General features: G+C 32.2%; 12 protein-coding genes. 5 read left to right on the top strand and 7 right to left on the bottom strand.

Annotated elements, in window-relative coordinates; translation table 11 throughout:
• Positions 1 to 37: 37 nt before the first annotated feature.
• Both DMB68_RS01600 and DMB68_RS01595 read right to left on the bottom strand, forming a co-directional pair.
• Entirely contained in the window at positions 38 to 868 is an 831-nt protein-coding gene (locus tag DMB68_RS01600; protein WP_110344932.1) for a lysophospholipid acyltransferase family protein, read from the bottom strand.
• A 125-nt stretch (positions 869 to 993) separates the two neighbouring features.
• A complete protein-coding gene (locus tag DMB68_RS01595; protein ID WP_110344931.1) occupies positions 994 to 1,644 on the bottom strand; it encodes an NUDIX hydrolase in 651 nt (216 codons plus the stop codon).
• Between the two features lie 134 nt (positions 1,645 to 1,778).
• Between DMB68_RS01595 and DMB68_RS01590 the strand changes: the two genes are divergently transcribed.
• The 4 genes from DMB68_RS01590 (at position 1,779) to DMB68_RS01575 (ending at position 9,571) form a co-directional block, all read left to right on the top strand.
• On the top strand, positions 1,779 to 2,213 hold the full coding sequence (locus DMB68_RS01590; protein WP_110344930.1) for a DUF4268 domain-containing protein: 435 nt from the start codon (positions 1,779 to 1,781) through the stop codon (positions 2,211 to 2,213).
• A 221-nt stretch (positions 2,214 to 2,434) separates the two neighbouring features.
• Positions 2,435 to 5,692 carry a toxin-antitoxin system YwqK family antitoxin gene (locus DMB68_RS01585; protein WP_110344929.1) on the top strand — a complete coding sequence of 1,086 codons (3,258 nt, stop codon included), beginning with the start codon at positions 2,435 to 2,437 and terminating at the stop codon, positions 5,690 to 5,692.
• Positions 5,667 to 7,601 carry a DUF3857 domain-containing protein gene (locus tag DMB68_RS01580; protein ID WP_165830073.1) on the top strand — a complete coding sequence of 645 codons (1,935 nt, stop codon included), beginning with the start codon at positions 5,667 to 5,669 and terminating at the stop codon, positions 7,599 to 7,601. Before DMB68_RS01585 ends, DMB68_RS01580 begins: the two co-directional genes overlap by 26 nt.
• Positions 7,601 to 9,571, top strand: coding sequence for a DUF3857 domain-containing protein (locus DMB68_RS01575; RefSeq protein WP_110344927.1), 1,971 nt, complete (start codon positions 7,601 to 7,603; stop codon positions 9,569 to 9,571). The genes DMB68_RS01580 and DMB68_RS01575 overlap by 1 nt, the downstream gene beginning before the upstream one ends.
• Positions 9,572 to 9,655: 84 nt before the next feature.
• Here the strand turns inward: DMB68_RS01575 and DMB68_RS01570 are convergent, their stop codons facing one another.
• Genes DMB68_RS01570 through mnmA form a run of 4 tightly spaced genes read right to left on the bottom strand, consistent with a single transcriptional unit; the run spans position 9,656 to position 13,877 of the window.
• Positions 9,656 to 10,066 carry a hypothetical protein gene (locus DMB68_RS01570; protein WP_110344926.1) on the bottom strand — a complete coding sequence of 137 codons (411 nt, stop codon included), beginning with the start codon at positions 10,064 to 10,066 and terminating at the stop codon, positions 9,656 to 9,658.
• A gap of 18 nt (positions 10,067 to 10,084) precedes the next feature.
• The gene (locus DMB68_RS01565; protein WP_110344925.1) at positions 10,085 to 11,029 is read right to left on the bottom strand and encodes an NAD(P)H-dependent flavin oxidoreductase; all 945 of its coding nucleotides are present in this window, start codon (positions 11,027 to 11,029) and stop codon (positions 10,085 to 10,087) included.
• 10 nt (positions 11,030 to 11,039) lie between these two features.
• Complete coding sequence (locus DMB68_RS01560) at positions 11,040 to 12,644, bottom strand: S8 family serine peptidase (RefSeq protein ID WP_110344924.1); 1,605 nt, start codon at positions 12,642 to 12,644, stop codon at positions 11,040 to 11,042.
• Positions 12,645 to 12,689: 45 nt separating this feature from the next.
• Positions 12,690 to 13,877 (bottom strand): tRNA 2-thiouridine(34) synthase MnmA, encoded by a 1,188-nt coding sequence (gene mnmA, locus DMB68_RS01555; protein ID WP_110344923.1) that lies wholly within the window; start codon positions 13,875 to 13,877, stop codon positions 12,690 to 12,692.
• 142 nt (positions 13,878 to 14,019) lie between these two features.
• Between mnmA and DMB68_RS01550 the strand changes: the two genes are divergently transcribed.
• Positions 14,020 to 15,897: a PEP/pyruvate-binding domain-containing protein gene (locus DMB68_RS01550; RefSeq protein ID WP_110344922.1), complete on the top strand. Its 1,878-nt coding sequence runs from the start codon at positions 14,020 to 14,022 to the stop codon at positions 15,895 to 15,897.
• Here the strand turns inward: DMB68_RS01550 and DMB68_RS01545 are convergent, their stop codons facing one another.
• Positions 15,898 to 16,455 (bottom strand): DUF4956 domain-containing protein, encoded by a 558-nt coding sequence (locus DMB68_RS01545; protein ID WP_110344921.1) that lies wholly within the window; start codon positions 16,453 to 16,455, stop codon positions 15,898 to 15,900.
• Positions 16,456 to 16,514: the final 59 nt, after the last annotated feature.

Here is a 16,514-nt window from a genome sequence, read left to right as displayed (position 1 = left end):
GTTCTAAGATTTACTTTGAAGTTATTAATTTATAAATCTAATTTTCATTTTCAGGAGCCTTGTAACTCCATCTTCTCATTTCATTAAGTTCTTCTTCAAGTTTGATTTCTTCAGCCGGAATCACTTTCAAAAATGAAGGATGCTGCTCTATCGCATATTCTACTTTTTCAACAATTTCTTCTATCGTATCATTTTCATAATCAATTTCAAGAGGTTCTTTAATAATAAATGACTGGAGAATATTTTTCTTTTTCATTCGCAGCCCCTTTTTATCAAATGAACGGCGAAAACCGTCAATAACTATAGGAACAACAATAGGTTTATGTTGTTTAATGATATGTGCAGTTCCTTTTCTGACAGGTTTAAACGATTTTGTGGTACCTTGTGGAAATGTAATTACCCAGCCATCTTCTAAGGCAATTCTGATATTTTCAGTATCATTTGGATTAACATCACGTTTTTCTGTAACATCAACACCCTTGGAACGCCAGGTTCTTTCGACTGTAATAGCACCTACATAGGCCAAAATCCTCGGCAGCAAACCTGCCTGCATGGTTTCTTTGGCGGCCACATAATAAATATTCATCTTTGGCTGCCATAAATAGCCGATATTTTTAATATTATCCTGACGACCACTTAAACTTGCATTAAAAACATGAAACATAGCCACAACATCAGCAAAATAAGTCTGATGGTTGGATATAAACAAAACATTGGTATCCGGCAATGTTTTAATTATTTCAGATCCGTCAATCTGTAAATCGTTAAAACCTCTATATCGTCTATGCGTCATGGCGCCCAAAATGCGGATCAGCCATTTTTTTATGAATAATATATGTCCGAAAGGATTTCGTTTAAACAATCCCATAGCAATGAATTATGTGTTTTTGTTGAGCCGCAAACATACAAAAATTATTTTTTCGGCAATTATTATAAACAATCCCCAAAAGAAACAGTTATCGTAATGAATATCAAATCATTAAATTTACGTTTTTAAATCCTTTCTTCAAAAGTAATTTTCAAAACTTCTCTTAATTCACTTAATATCATCGCAGTTGCACCCCAAACTACATGATTTTGAATGTTAAATGCCGGAACCGAAATATTAGCTGCATAAGAAGTAGACAGTGTAGCTTCAATTATAATTTCATCATTTAAAAAAACGGAAAGCGGAAGTTCAATAATATCAGCTACTTCTCTGATGTCAGGATAAAATGAAAGCTCTTGTGATGAAATTCCTAAAAAGGGATGCACTAAAAAATTACTTGGCGGAATGTACATTGGTGTAAATTCCTTTATAATTTCTATTTTTTCAGATGAGATTCCAACTTCTTCATGAGTTTCCCGTAAAGCCGTTTCCCGAAAATCAGCATCTGAAATTTCATACTTCCCACCCGGAAAAGCAATTTGAGAGGAATGTACCCCATTATAGGCATTACGAACAATTAAAACTAAATGTGTTTTATTGTTTTTAGGATACAGTAGCATCATCACTGCAGCAATTCTTGGATTTTTAGTTGATAAATCAAGGTTTTTCATTAACTGAATCCTTTCTAAAGGAGCCATTTTTACATGTGCTTTCTCAGCCGGAAGTTCAATCGGAATTAAATTAGGAACATGTTGCAAAAAATCTTGAAAATCCATAATCAAAGTTTATTTTTGTACTTTCAGAGTCCGTTTAAATCTCAAAAAAAAAAATTAAACTGAATCTCAAATAAAATATAAATATAGTCCAGAAAACGCGGTTGCACAAGTTTTCTAAAATCAAAACCCTGAAAATGTACAGCAGAGAAGAATCACAAAAACTAAAAAGAGAATTCTGGGTGGCTTTTGCCGAGAAATATCCCAGAAAATGGGTTCTTTACGACACTAAGATCAAAGATTTTTCTTTTAAATTTTATGTAGATAATAAAAAAGCGCAAATCTTAATTGACATCGAACACAGAAGCGACGAAAAACGAATTGCTTATTTTGAAAAATTAGAATCTTTAAAAAATATTTTAGACGAAGAGTTCATAAAAGATTTAGTTTTTGAAAAAAATTATACTATCGAAAGCGGCAAAACCATCAGCCGGATCTGGGTTGAAAAATCTGGGGTTGGATTTAGCAATCGCAATAATTGGGATGCTATTTTTGATTTCTTTTTTGAAAAAATGAATGCCTTAGAAATGTTTTATTTGGAATATGATGAGTTTATTAAGGATATAGAGTAAACTTATTTCTAAATCATTTATGGACAACCCTTGTAAGACTTATAAGGGTTCGTTTTTTAACCAATCCTTGAATCTGAAAAACTAAAAATATTCAGCATTTTTAATCTTTTATTGCCAGTATTACTACGTCTTAAGATTAAATAAAAATAATTAATAAAGAAATACCTATAATAGATACGGATTTGATCAATTTTTTTATATTTGAAAAACCTAAATCTATAATGAAAAAACTTTTATTGGTGTTTTTTTTAGTTTCATTTTCAAAAAACTATTCCCAAACTGATTACGCATCTGTTTACAATAGCGAGTCAATAATCAATAAAGGAGTAAGTTTCTACGATAATGAAAAATACGACGAAGCCTTAAAAGAATACTACAAAATCAGCAAAACAGATCCTAAATATCTAAATGCTCAATACGAGATAGGTTTAACACTCAGTGCCCAGAATAAAAAAAGCGAACTCAAAACATTTTTAGAAGATTTATATTCGAAAGGAAAAATGGCTGAATATCCGGATTTATACCGGATGTACGCTATATTTTTAAGCGATGAGAAAGAATTTGATGCCTCTGAAAAAATATTTAAAGAAGGTGAAAAGTATTTATCCAATTCATCTACATTTCTGTATAATTACGCCGTACTATATATCCGTAAAAAGGAAAACCAAAAAGCAGTCGATCTTCTTCAAAGAAACATTACAAATGATCCCAATCATGCACTATCGCATTATTTATTAGGGATAATGGCTTTTGAAAACGGAAAAATAACAGAAGGTACACTGGCATTAATGAGTTATCTTGCTATAGCACCTACCGGACAATTTGCTGATCAGGCAATTGTAAATCTGAATGCCAATTTCGGGCAAAATTATCTTACCGAAAACAAATTAATTTTTTCAAAATCCGGGGATAATTTTGAAGATATTGAAACAATCCTCAGAAATCAACTACCCTTAAAAAAAGTTTATAAAATTAAGTCGAGTATCGACGACAAGATAACGCGTCAGGTACAGGCGATTGCAGAATATGCCGCTACAGAACACAAAATGGGCGATGGCTTTTTTGAAACAACTTATATTCCCTGGGTAAAGAATCTTGTTGAGAAAAATCAGCTGGAAGGTTACTCTTACTACAGTTTACTCTCTATGGAAGATAAACTTGCAAAAGAATTGAATAAACAAAAGAAAAAAATTACTTCTTTTCGTGATGATTATTTGCTAAAAGATTTTTGGTCCGTTTTTGCAAAAAGAAAACTGGATCTTTTTGGAAACACAGAAGATGTAGTTGTCACCATCAGAAATGAAAAACCTTTTATAATTGGGCCTCAAATAAATGGGGAATTCAATGGTAAATGCAAATATTTAAATGCCTACGGAAATTTAAATGGAGAATTAAATTTTAAAAATGGACTTCTTGACGGGCTACAAAAATATTATAATGAGAAAGGGCTGTTGACAGAAGAGAAAAATTTTACTGCCGGAAAATTAGATGGAAAAAGAACTACCTATTATGAAAATGGAAATTTAGCATTAATAGAAAATTATAAAGATGATAAACTCAATGGAATCAGTACTTCATACTATCCAAATGGAGGTAAAAACTGTGAAGTAAATTTTACTAATGGTGAACGTAACGGTTCTTTTATTTGTTTATACGAAATTGGAACCAAAAAAACCGAGATTGATTTTACGGATGGAAAACTGAGTGGAAAGTATAACTCCTATGACGAGTCGGGTGCTTTAACAGAAACGTATAATTGTCTGAACGACAAAATTGAAGGCAACTATCTACAATATTTTGATGGTAAACTTGTGAAATCTGAAGCCGTTTATAAGAATGGAGTTATTGAGGGAACTTACAAGTCTTACAATCCGAATACCTCTTTAGAGAAAGAAAACATTTACGCTTCAGGTAATATTTCCAAATCAACAGATTATTTTGAAAATGGTAAAAAAGCATATGAAAGTCTTTATAATGACAAAGGAGAATTAGAAACATACAGCTGTTTTGATAATGACGGAAATAAATATTTTGAAGAAAAATATAAAGCAGGAGAGTTAAAATCAGGTTTGCAATTTACTTCAGCCTCACCAAAAGGGACAGAAGTAAATTTGACCAAAAAAAGTTTTGAAACAAAAAATTTTAATGGTTCTGTAAAAGTAAAAGGTGCTTTTGAAAAAGGAAAAAGAACGGGAGAATGGAATTATTTATATCCTACCGGAATCACCAGACTGAATGAATCATATGTTAATGGAAAAACAAGTGGTATCAGCACAAATTACTATTTAAATGGTGATTTATCAAGTAAATATAATTACACAAACGATACAATAAGCGGACGCTACGAAACTTATGACGGAAATAAAGTAAATCAAATTTACAATTACGAAAAAGGAGAACAAAACGGACCGTTTCAAACTTTTTATGCTAACGGCAAAGTCAGTGTTGAAGGATTTATGGTTGCTAATGACGTTGCCTATGACAAATTTATTTATACTCAAAACGGCAACATCTCCATTATTGAGCACTACATAGATGGTTATATGGTAAATCGAAAAACATTCGATACAAACGGAAAACTCGAAAATGAAATTGATTATAAGAACAAAAACGGAAAATTTAGTTTATCATTTCAAAATGGGACTTACAGCAAAAATTATGAAATGACCAACGGTCTTTTAAATGGTAAATTCAGTGCATTAGATAAATTTAAAACGAAAATAACCGAAGCTGAATACCTGAACGGAAAATACCATAACTTATATAAAAAATACAGTCCACTTGGAGTTCCTGTTTCAGAGAGAAACTTTTATTGCGGTAAATTAAACGGTACTAGCAAATATTACGATTATGCCGGAAATCTAAAACTGACTGAAGAATATCTTTTTGGAGTTGAAAATGGAAAAACGATTCGTTACTATACCACCAAATCAAAAATGATGGAATACTCAGCTGTAAACGGATCTATTGAAGGAGAAGCCATTTATTACAATCAAAAAGGAGAAGCTTTAGTAATCATTGGCTATCAAGACAATATACCAAGGTATTTTATACGAAAAAACAAAGCAGGAGAGTTGAATGAAAAAGTAACAATAGAAAATCAGACTTCAGAAATTTTGTCTTCTTATCCTAACGGGAAAATTGCAATTCAGTTTACTTTAGACAAAGGAAACACAAACGGTAAATTTATTATCAATAATATCGAAGGAAAACCTGAATATGAATGCAATTATAAAAACAACAATTTAGAAGGCGAAAGAACTGAATATTATGCAAATGGCAAACCATCTAAAAAAGAAAACTTTATCAATAATGAATATGATGGTAAACAATTGTACTTTAAAGAAGATGGGATGCTTATCGCCGATTTATCTTTTAGTAATGACGAATTACACGGAAACACTTTGATTTACACAGCCGGAAAACTTACACAAACCAAAAAATATGATTCAGATGAACTGGTCGAAATTATCAAATAAAACCTTTACTCTGACATTATTTTTCGCTTTAAATTCTATTTTGGCAATTGCACAAAAATCTTTTCAGAACATTAAAACATTGTATCCTGATTACAATGAAATCATTTTGGAAAATTCTGAAGTGTATGATATTTCTATTGAAAATAACGGCTTAAAAATTATACAGGACAATCACCATGAGTCAATGGTTCTGACCCAAAACGGAATCTTTAATAATAAAGAATCTTTTTCTTATTCGGATTTGATTTTATTAAAAAACTATGATGCTTACACAATCATCAATGAAAATGGAAAAGATAAAAAGATAAAGGTAACTCAGAGTATTGAAAAGCAGTCACAGCAAAGTTCCATCTTTTATAATGACGTAAAAGAGAGACAGCTTACGTTTCCGAACATAGAAACCGGGGCAAAAAAAGTATACAACTATCAGGTACAATTTTTAGATCCGCATCTGCTTCACAAATTCATATTTGGAGATGCTTTACCCATACAAAATTCATCTTTGGAAATCAGAACAGACAAAAATATTGTTATTGATTATAAGATATTCAATGATCCTAATCAATCCATTTTATATTCAAAGACTGAAAAAAAAGGAAAATGGATTCATAAATGGATCTTGACTGATATAAAACCTGCTAAATATGAAGAAAATGCACCGGGATATTTGTATATAGTACCACATATCAATTTCTATATAAAAGAATACACCATAAACGGCAAAACAACTCCGGTTTTAGGAAGTATTCCTGAATTGTATAATTATTATCAGCAGTTTGTAAAAAATCTAAACAAAAAAGAAGATCCCGACCTGAAAGCACTGTCTTTAGAAATTACCAAAGACAAAAAAACGGATGAAGAAAAGGTTAAAAGCATTTTTTACTGGGTAAAAGAAAACATAAAATACATTGCTTTTGAAAACGGATACGAAGGTTTTATCCCACGTGAAGCCAGTTTTGTATTCGAAAGAAAGTTTGGAGACTGTAAAGACATGGGCAATATGATTTCGTGTATGGCTCAGTATGCCAATGTAAAAAATGTTACGATTGCCTGGATTGGAACCCGAAGTATTCCGTACTCATATAATGATTTGGCAACACCTTCAGTAGATAATCATATGATTGCCGTTTTCAAAAAAGGGGATGATTATGTCTTTTTAGACGGCACGGATAAAGAAACACGTTACGGAATTCCAACCGCTTTTATACAAGGAAAAGAAGTTTTATTCACTGAAAACAATCAATATAAAATCTACCCGGTACCCATTGTTCCGGCTAATCTGAATGAAGTTAAGGAAACGATAAATTTAAAAATCGAAAACAGCAAACTGACCGGAACTGCAAAAATGATACGTTATGGCTACAATCGAAGCCATATCCTGATGCAGATTGGTGATGCGACCAGTAAAGCGCGCCAGGAAATGATCAAATCTTTAGTTTTAAAAGGAAATAATAAATTCGACTTAAAAAATTTCAAAGAAGAAAACCTGACTGACAAAGATTTACCTTATGTAATTGATTATAGTTTTGATCTGGATAATTATATCATAAAAGTAGATAAGGAAATTTATGTGAATTTGTTTTTAGATAAATTTTTAGAAAAAGCAATTATTGCAAAAGACCGTGTTTCACAATATGAATTTGAATATCTGACTCAATTTACAACACAATATACTTTAGAAATTCCTAAAAACCACACTATAAAATACCTTCCTAAAAACTTCGATATGGATAATGATTATATAAAAGCTCATTTTACCTACGAACTAAAAAATAACATTCTGTATCTGGATATCAGCCTTAAGCAAAAAAAATTATTACTCTATAAAAACGATTTTGAACCTTGGAACGAAGCAATCAAAAAACTAAAAACCAATTATAACGAAACTATAATTTTACTCGAAAAATAATGAAAAAACAATTCCTCAAAAAGTTCCTGACACTTGCTGCAATCCTAAGCACATCCGCTTTTTTTGCACAGGATTATAGTTTTAAAACATATGACTGGAACGAAAATGATACTAAAATCGACATTCCAAAAAAATATGAAGACGAAAAAGAAATTTTTCTGAACCGTACTATAAAAATAGAAGTTGTAGTAGATAAAAATACGGCGACTCAGTACCGCTTAATACACGAAAAAAAATACATCAACTCTGATGATGCTATAGAACGCAGCAATAAAGTTTACATTCCGTTTGGCAATCAGGAAAATATTCTGATTACCAAAGTACGTGTGATTCTAAAAAATGGAAAAGTCATTACTTTGGACAAAAAAGATATTAAAGAAGAAGTAGATGAGGAAAAAGGCATGAAATACAATTATTTTGCTCTTAATGGTCTTGAAAAAGGAGCTGTAATAGAAAAACTCTACGTAATAGAAGAAGCTCCGGATTTAAACGGCAACACTATTAAAATGCAGGATGAATACCCAATTGCTGAATTAAATTTTGATTTAATTACTCCTGCACACCTAATTTTCAAGACTAAATCGTACAATGGCCTAAGTGAACCCGTTTTAGACGAAAAAAAGTTAGAAAACAAAAAAGTGCTGAGCATCTCTGAAAAAGATATACTGGCTTTAAAAGATGACGAAGAATATTCAAACTGGGATGTAAGATTAAAACTTTTCCGTTACAAATTAGATCAAAATTTATACTCCGGTGCTAAAAACCTGAATAACTTTAAAGAATACGCTACCAACACTTATGAGCGAATTAATCCGGTTTTAGATAAAAAACAAGAAAAAGTTATTGCAACATTCTGCAAATCTATTCCTGAATCTAAAGATCTTCAGGAGCAAATTTGGAATATTGAGAACAAGATCAAGAAAACAATCATTTATGACAAATATACAGACTCAAAACAATCATTGAGCGATGTAATTAGTACAAAGCAGGCAAATAGCCTCGATATTATAAAATTATATACAGCGGTTTTTAAATATTTCAAAATAGACCAAAACATTGTTTTCACTTCAAATCGTTATAAAATTCCTTTTGACAAAGATTTTGAAAGTCACGAAAATCTGAGCGAGTTTTTATTTTATTTCCCAGGTATTAAAAAGTACCTTACTCCAACTGAGATTGAATATCGCTTGCCACTTTTTCCAAATTATTTAGGAAACAACAATGGGTTATTTATAAAAGAAAAAGTTTTTGCCGGTGTTTCCATGGGAATTGGAGAAGTAAATTTTATTGAAATTCCTGGTACTGAAATCACCCATGACTACATGGATATTACAGTCGATTTCACAAAAGACATTGAAAACCCTTTGGTTACGAGCAACATGACATACGGAGGTTATTCCGGATTAAATTTTCAGCCAATGAAAGATTTTGTTTCTGCTGATCAATACAAAACAATGTTGAAAAATATTTCTGAAAATTATACTTTACAAGGCGAATACAAAACACTTACAACCGAAAATGACGGAACTGAGTTCATTGGTAAAAAACCTTATAAACTAAACCTGACTTTTGACGGAAAAGAGATGATCCAGAAAGCAGGGGAAAATTACTTATTTTCTGTAGGACAGACTATTGGAAAACAAATGGAACTTTATCAAAAAGACAAACGTATACTCCCTATAGAAATTCATTATCCTCATTACTACACCAGAAAAATTAAAATTATATTACCGGATGGGGCAACAATTAAAAATCTGGATAAATTTATAATGGATTTCAAAACAGACCTTAACGGTAAAACTGAGGCTGCTTTTACCAGCAACTATACTCAAAACAAGAATGAAATTACGGTTGAAAATACCGAATTTTATAACCTTATAAATTATCCTTTAACCAGTTTTGAACAATACAAAGCAGTTATTAATGCCGCTGCTGATTTTAATAAAATAGTAGTTATTGTTGCAAAGTAAATAACTAAAGTTACATGAAAACAAACCCGACAGTTTTGAAACTGTCGGGTTTGTTTTTTATTACTTATTAAAATGTTTGAATAACTACACATTAAAAATATTATACACAATAATATGCTCATCATAATTGATATATAACTGTTTACGGTAATCTTGCTTTTTGCGGGTAATAATTGAAATTTTGCAGTCAACGCCACTATTGTCTTTACATACAAATGAATAGACAATATCAGTGTCATTTTCTTCCCGCTCGATATATTCAATGATATTAAAAAGCTGTATTTCCTGCGAATACACCACAATCCTGTGTTTTTCGGTATCCAATACTACAGAAAGATTCACTAGATCAAGTTTTGACCATTCGCCCCATTTTCCTTTGTCATTTTTTTCTAAAACACTAAAGCCTGAAGTCTTAAAACGATAGGACTGGCAATAGGATTGCTGAATTCCAATTCCGAGAAAAAAAAGTAATATATAGTTACGAAAAATATTCATAGTGTATTTATGGGGCTATTAAAATTCAAATTTACTTTTTTCCTGACACGCAATTACAAAATCAGAAATAATTTGCTGAATAATTTGCTCTACAGGCAAAATTTCATGAATTAATCCCGCTATTTGTCCTATTTCAAGTTCTCCTTCTTCAAGATCTCCTTCAAACATTCCTTTTTTCGCCCTTGCTCTTCCTAAAAGCTGTATTAAATCTTCTTTTGAAGGGCACTTTTTATATAAATCCTGAACATCTTCATAAAATTTATTTTTAATCAAACGTACAGGCGCTAATTCCTTCAGTGTCAATTTTGTATCACCTTCTCCTATATCAACTATCTTTTGCTTGAAATTGTTGTGTGAAGATGATTCTGTAGAGGCCGCGAAACGGCTTCCAACCTGAACTCCATCTGCACCTAATACCATCACTGCCAACATTCCTTTTCCGGTCGCGATACCACCAGCTGCAATAATTGGAATTTCAATTTTTTCTTTTACCATCGGAATCAAGGTCAATGTTGTGGTTTCATCACGACCATTGTGCCCGCCGGCTTCAAAACCTTCTGCTACAATAGCGTCAACTCCGGCTTCTTGTGCTTTTAAAGCAAAAATACTGCTGCTGACCACATGAACAACCGTAATTCCTTTTGATTTTAAAAATGAAGTCCAGGTTTTAGGATTACCTGCCGAAGTAAAAACTATTTTTACACCTTCATCAACCACAATATTCATGATTTCTTCAATATTTGGATACAACATCGGAATATTGACACCAAACGGTCTATCAGTAGCGTTTTTGCATTTCTGGATGTGCTCCCGTAAAACTTCAGGATACATGGAACCAGCTCCTATAAGCCCTAAACCACCAGCATTACTGACTGCAGAAGCTAATTTATAACCGCTGTTCCAAATCATACCGCCCTGAATAATTGGGTATTTTATATTAAAAAGCTGAGTTATTTTATTCATTCAAAAACTATTATTGTTTTATAATCTTTCCTGTTTTATGCAAACCATCTCCCTTTAAAGTATAAAAATAGGTTCCGCTTTTTAATGATTCAACTGAAAGATTTGGATTTTGACCTGTTATCTTTTTGTCAAGTACTTTTTGGCCTAAAATCGAATAAATAATAACTGAAGCATTATTAATTTCATTTGAAAAAGAAAATGTAATGTTGGTTTGAGCAGGATTGGGATAAACAACGAAATCGTGATTTACAAAACTATCAACTGCCAATGCTGTACCAAAATTTGGAATTCCGTAACCGTAATTATTATCCGGAGTCAAATATTTATCAGCAGACTGAATGACCATATTTCTAATTTGCTGATTTGTTTTTTCAGGATAAGCCTGCCATAAACAAGCAATCATTCCTGCCATAATAGGGCCTGAAAACGATGTCCCATTTGAGGTAACTATATTACCTGAAACATCAGATATTACAGCTGCTGATCCTTGCGCCATAACATCAGGTTTTATTCTTCCGTCATAACTTGGCCCTATAGAACTAAAACTGGATCTTACTTTGGAGGCCGTAACAGCTCCAACTGCAATAACAGATACAGCATCCGCAGGTGCTCCAATATGTTTTTCAGTTGCATCTCCTTCATTTCCTGCTGAGGCTACTACAATAATACCTTTACTAAATGCAATCTCTGCTCCACGCGAAATAAAAGTAGTACTTCCATTCATGTCACTATAAGTATAATTATAATTTGAATTATCCCGTTGCCCAAAATATCCTAATGAAGTGTTTATAATATCAACACCTAAACTATCTGCCTTTTCTGCTGCTTCTACCCAGAGTGATTCTTCGACAGGATTTTCATTGGCATCAATTTCGGTTCTGAAAAGATAATAAGAAGCATCCGGCGCTGTTCCTACCAAAGCATTTTCCTTATACCCACCCATTGTAGAAAGCACCGAAGTTCCGTGACTTCCTCCTGCATAAAAATTAGCATTTCGCGAAACATAATCATACCCGCCCAGAATTTGATTATTATCCCTGAGTTTTTGAAAAGGCTGCGCTGTATTAACTCCAGGAAAACCGGTATCCATAACAGCTATTATTTTTCCTGAACCTGTGTAATTTTGCTGATGTAAAACATGCCCGTTAAGCATCTGGATTTGATTTGCTGAAGTTCCGTAGTTATAATTTACTGCCGCCTCAAGCTTGTTTTTTGTTTCTGAAACTTTATTTTGCGAAACTGTTTTTCCGGTTAAATTGAGTGATTTATTTGCGAAGACTACTTTATTAACAAAGGCCAACGCTGTCAAGGCCGAAATATTAGCCTGTGTTCCTCTGATATGAAGAGCATTAAGCCACTTTGATTTTGCCATAACGGTAATTCCCGTACTTGCTTTTATCTGATTGACATAAGTTATTTCCAAAGGAGCATCAGTAAAATTTAAAGCAATATTTTGATTCGTCCTGCGATCTATAGCCCGTTGTGAAAGTATTAACAAAGGAGAATTCAGATAAGTCTGTGAATTAGGTTTTGAATTAAAATAAACCCACGCATCCTCCTGTGAAAACATCACAGAGGAAATCAATAAGAGTATAATAGCGTAATGTATTTTCATAATATATACTTTTTAAGGTGAAAACCTTTATAAAAAAGTATAAAGCTATGAAATTACTCCCGAACCAACTAATTCATTTTCTAAATACCAAGCCACAAATTGTCCTTCAGTAATTGCAGATTGCGGATCTTCAAAACGAACATACATTCCGTCTTCAAACTGGTGCAGAATTGCTTTTTGCAAAGGCTGGCGATAACGAATTCTTGCCATTACTTCCATCGTTTCTCCAACATTCAAAATGAGATCAGTTCGAATCCAATGTACTTCAGATTTTTCAATAAACAATGCTTTTTTAAACAATCCGGGATGATTACTTGTTAATCCTGTATAAATCGTATTGGTTTCAACATCTGTAGCAATTACAAATAAAGGATCGGTTGTTCCTCCAACATTAAGTCCTTTTCTTTGTCCAACAGTAAAATAATGTGCTCCCTGATGTTTACCCATAAATTTCCCCATCTCCGGACGATAATTCAATTTTTGAGCTTCAATTTTCAATTCTTGTTCCAAAGATAATCCAACAGGTTTTTCAATGGCATAAATTGGATCATTTTTATCAATCTGAACAATTTTGCCTTCTTTAGGCTGTAGTTTTTGCTGTAAAAATTCAGGCAAACGTACTTTTCCAATGAAACAAAGCCCTTGAGAATCTTTCTTTTCAGCAGTTACCAATTCCATTTCTGCAGCAATTTCACGAACTTCAGGTTTAGTCAAAGCTCCAATTGGAAACAAAGCTTTAGATAACTGCTCCTGAGATAACTGGCATAAAAAGTATGACTGATCTTTATTATTGTCTGCCCCGGCAATTAACTGATAAACGGTTTTTCCATCAACTTCAGTTTCATTTTTTTGACAATAATGTCCTGTTGCCACATAATCAGCGCCAAGGCTTAAGGCAATTTTCATGAAAACATCAAATTTGATTTCGCGGTTACAAAGCACATCAGGATTTGGAGTTCTTCCTTTTTCGTATTCGTTGAACATGTAGTCAACAATTTTTTCTTTGTATTCTTCGCTTAAATCGACAGTCTGAAACGGTATTCCGAGTTTTTCAGCAACTAAAAGAGCGTCATTGCTGTCTTCCAGCCATGGGCATTCATTTGAAATAGTTACAGAGTCATCGTGCCAGTTTTTCATAAAAAGGCCAATAACTTCGTATCCCTGCTGCTGCAATAAATAGGCTGCAACACTCGAATCTACTCCACCGGAAAGTCCAACAACTACACGTTTCATTCTAAATCGTTTATATTTTTACAAGGGTGCAAAGATAAATCAAATTATAGATAATTATGCGCCTTTTGATTAGTTTATGCAATGAAAGAGTAGATAAAAGCTATAGCTTTTTTAATTACTTTTAATCATCAATTAAAATATCATGCTAAAACCCATTTTTACTTTTATTTTCTTTATCATTTTAACCGTTTCAAGTGCCCAAAGTTATCGTTCTTCATTACCAGATTACGAGGCTTACAAAGCGTTTAGAGGCAAACCCTTATCTGACAAATTCTCTAATATCGAATCGGTAAAGGTGATTTATGATTTGAAAAAGCAAAAGATGTATTATTTCAACAGCACTCTCATACGTCTTCATTATGATTTTGTGACCAATTATTTAGGATACCCGAAAGATCTGGACATTTTTAATGATAACAATTACAGTAATACAGATAAAGGCAGGGAATTTTTACTGGGAAACCTGAATCATATTAAAGGAACCGACAAATGGATTTTTGAACTGGCAGCTTCAGACCATATGCCCATTCTGCTAATTGAACGCTTTTATAATTTAATAGTACATTCTTCTTTTATTGGCAAAGATTTAAAATTCTACCTCAATAATCCTGAGCAAATTGAGTGGTTTCAACAGCAAAAATTTAAGATTCCATGTGTAAAATCAGATTATATTTTTAATGAAGTTACCTATCAGGAAGTAGTTTCAGGAAGTAATACCGGTATTCTGAAACAATACAAAATAAAGGATTTAGAAAAAATAAAACCAAATCCTGATGAGATTATAATTCTCGACGGCACCCCTGATATTTTACCAAATGTAAGAGGAATTATTGTAAATGAACTTCAAACTCCATTAAGCCATTTAGTGCTTTTGGGTAAAAACAGAAAAATTCCGATAATGGCTTACACAACCGTTGATAAAGACAGTAATATTAAAAGATTGCTTTCAAAAAAAGTAGAATTAAAAATTAAGGTCGATACTTTTTTTATAAAAGAAAGCAACAAAAAAATAGTTCAGAAAATCAATCTGAAAAAGAAAAAACTAACCATTGACAGCAGCGTTACCCAATTAATAGATTTATCAAAAATCCCTAAAAAGGGTGTGAATTATATTGGATCAAAGGCGCAAAATATGGCATATTTGATTGCAATTTCAAAAGAGTTTTCTTTTAAAACACCTGAAGACGCACATACAATTCCCTTTTATTTCTACATAAAACATATTCAAAAGAAAAGTATTTCGCCTCTGATAAAAGAACTTTTAGCCTATCAAAATAAAGATTCTGCACAATGGGTAAATCAACAGCTCAAAAAAATCAGGGACGCTATTAAAAAAGAACCCGTTGATAGCAAATTAATTGCCACACTGCATAAAACCTTTGAAAACAAAGCTTTCAAAAATTTCAGATTCCGGTCTTCTACAAATGCGGAAGATTTAGATGATTTTAACGGCGCCGGTTTGTACGATTCCAAAACCGGAATTTTGGGTGACAGCATCAAAACATTTGAAAAAGCCATCAAACAGGTTTGGGCAAGTGTATGGAATGAAGCTTCATATAACGAAAGAGAACTTTTTGGCATTGATCAGCAAAATATTGCAATGGGCGTTTTGGTCCATCGGTCTTTCCCCGATGAGTTGGCAAATGGCGTTGTGATAACCAAAAATATTTTCAGAACTAATTTTTCCGGAATTACCGTTAATGTTCAAAAAGGAGAAAATTCAGTTGTCAAGCCTGAAAAAGGAGAAGTTTGCGAACAGTTTATTATTTATCATTTTAATACCGGAACCAGCGATACTGATTTTGATGTAGATTATACTTCTAATTCAAATCTTAATAATAATGAACCAATATTAAACAGAAAAGAAATCAATAATCTTTTTACAGTCAGTAGAAAAATTGAAGAAAAAATGTATCGTTATTGGAAGAAAAACCGATACCATCCTGTCGATATTGAATTCAAAATTGTGGGAGAAAACCGGGATTTATATATCAAACAGGTCAGACCTTTTAATGAATAATCAATAAAAAACCAAAACATCTATTTCGTTTACAACTGTATTTATATTAATGATCTTAAAGTCGAAATCCTGAATATTGATTTTATCCTGAATAGCTTGTCGAATGGTTTTATTGTCTAAAGAAAAGTCAACGGCTAATGCAATTTTAACATCCACAGTATTCAAATATCTGGATGCTTTTCTGTTCACTATTATTGAAGCTGCTATATAGAATCCTATTATAATCAATTGAAAAAACAGCAGAATCTCTATTTTTTCGTATGGATACATAATGTCTAAAATAGATAGTGTAATCGTGGCAAAAAGAAAGATAATAGCATTTACTGTAAAAGATTGTGTTCGGAATCTTAAAATAGAGAAAATGGCAAACAAGCCAAAACCAATTCCTACCCCAATTTCAATCTTGGTAAACAAATAACAAAGAGAGAAAGTACAAAGTCCAACAATGACCATTAAGGGATTTATGGTTTCGTTATCTTTTCGGTTGGAGAAAAAATACAAAACTAAAATCGAAAAAAACAATAAAAAAAATCTTCCTGAAAGTTCGTTTAAATCCATTTGATCAAAGTATTAGCAAATCAAATTTAAATAAATTATCGTTTTAAAATATTCCGTCA

Source organism: Flavobacterium hydrophilum (assembly GCF_003202405.1).
In the GTDB taxonomy this organism is placed as follows: domain Bacteria; phylum Bacteroidota; class Bacteroidia; order Flavobacteriales; family Flavobacteriaceae; genus Flavobacterium; species Flavobacterium hydrophilum.
Note: the sequence above shows the minus strand (reverse complement) of the source record. Positions and strands in the feature narration are given on the sequence as shown.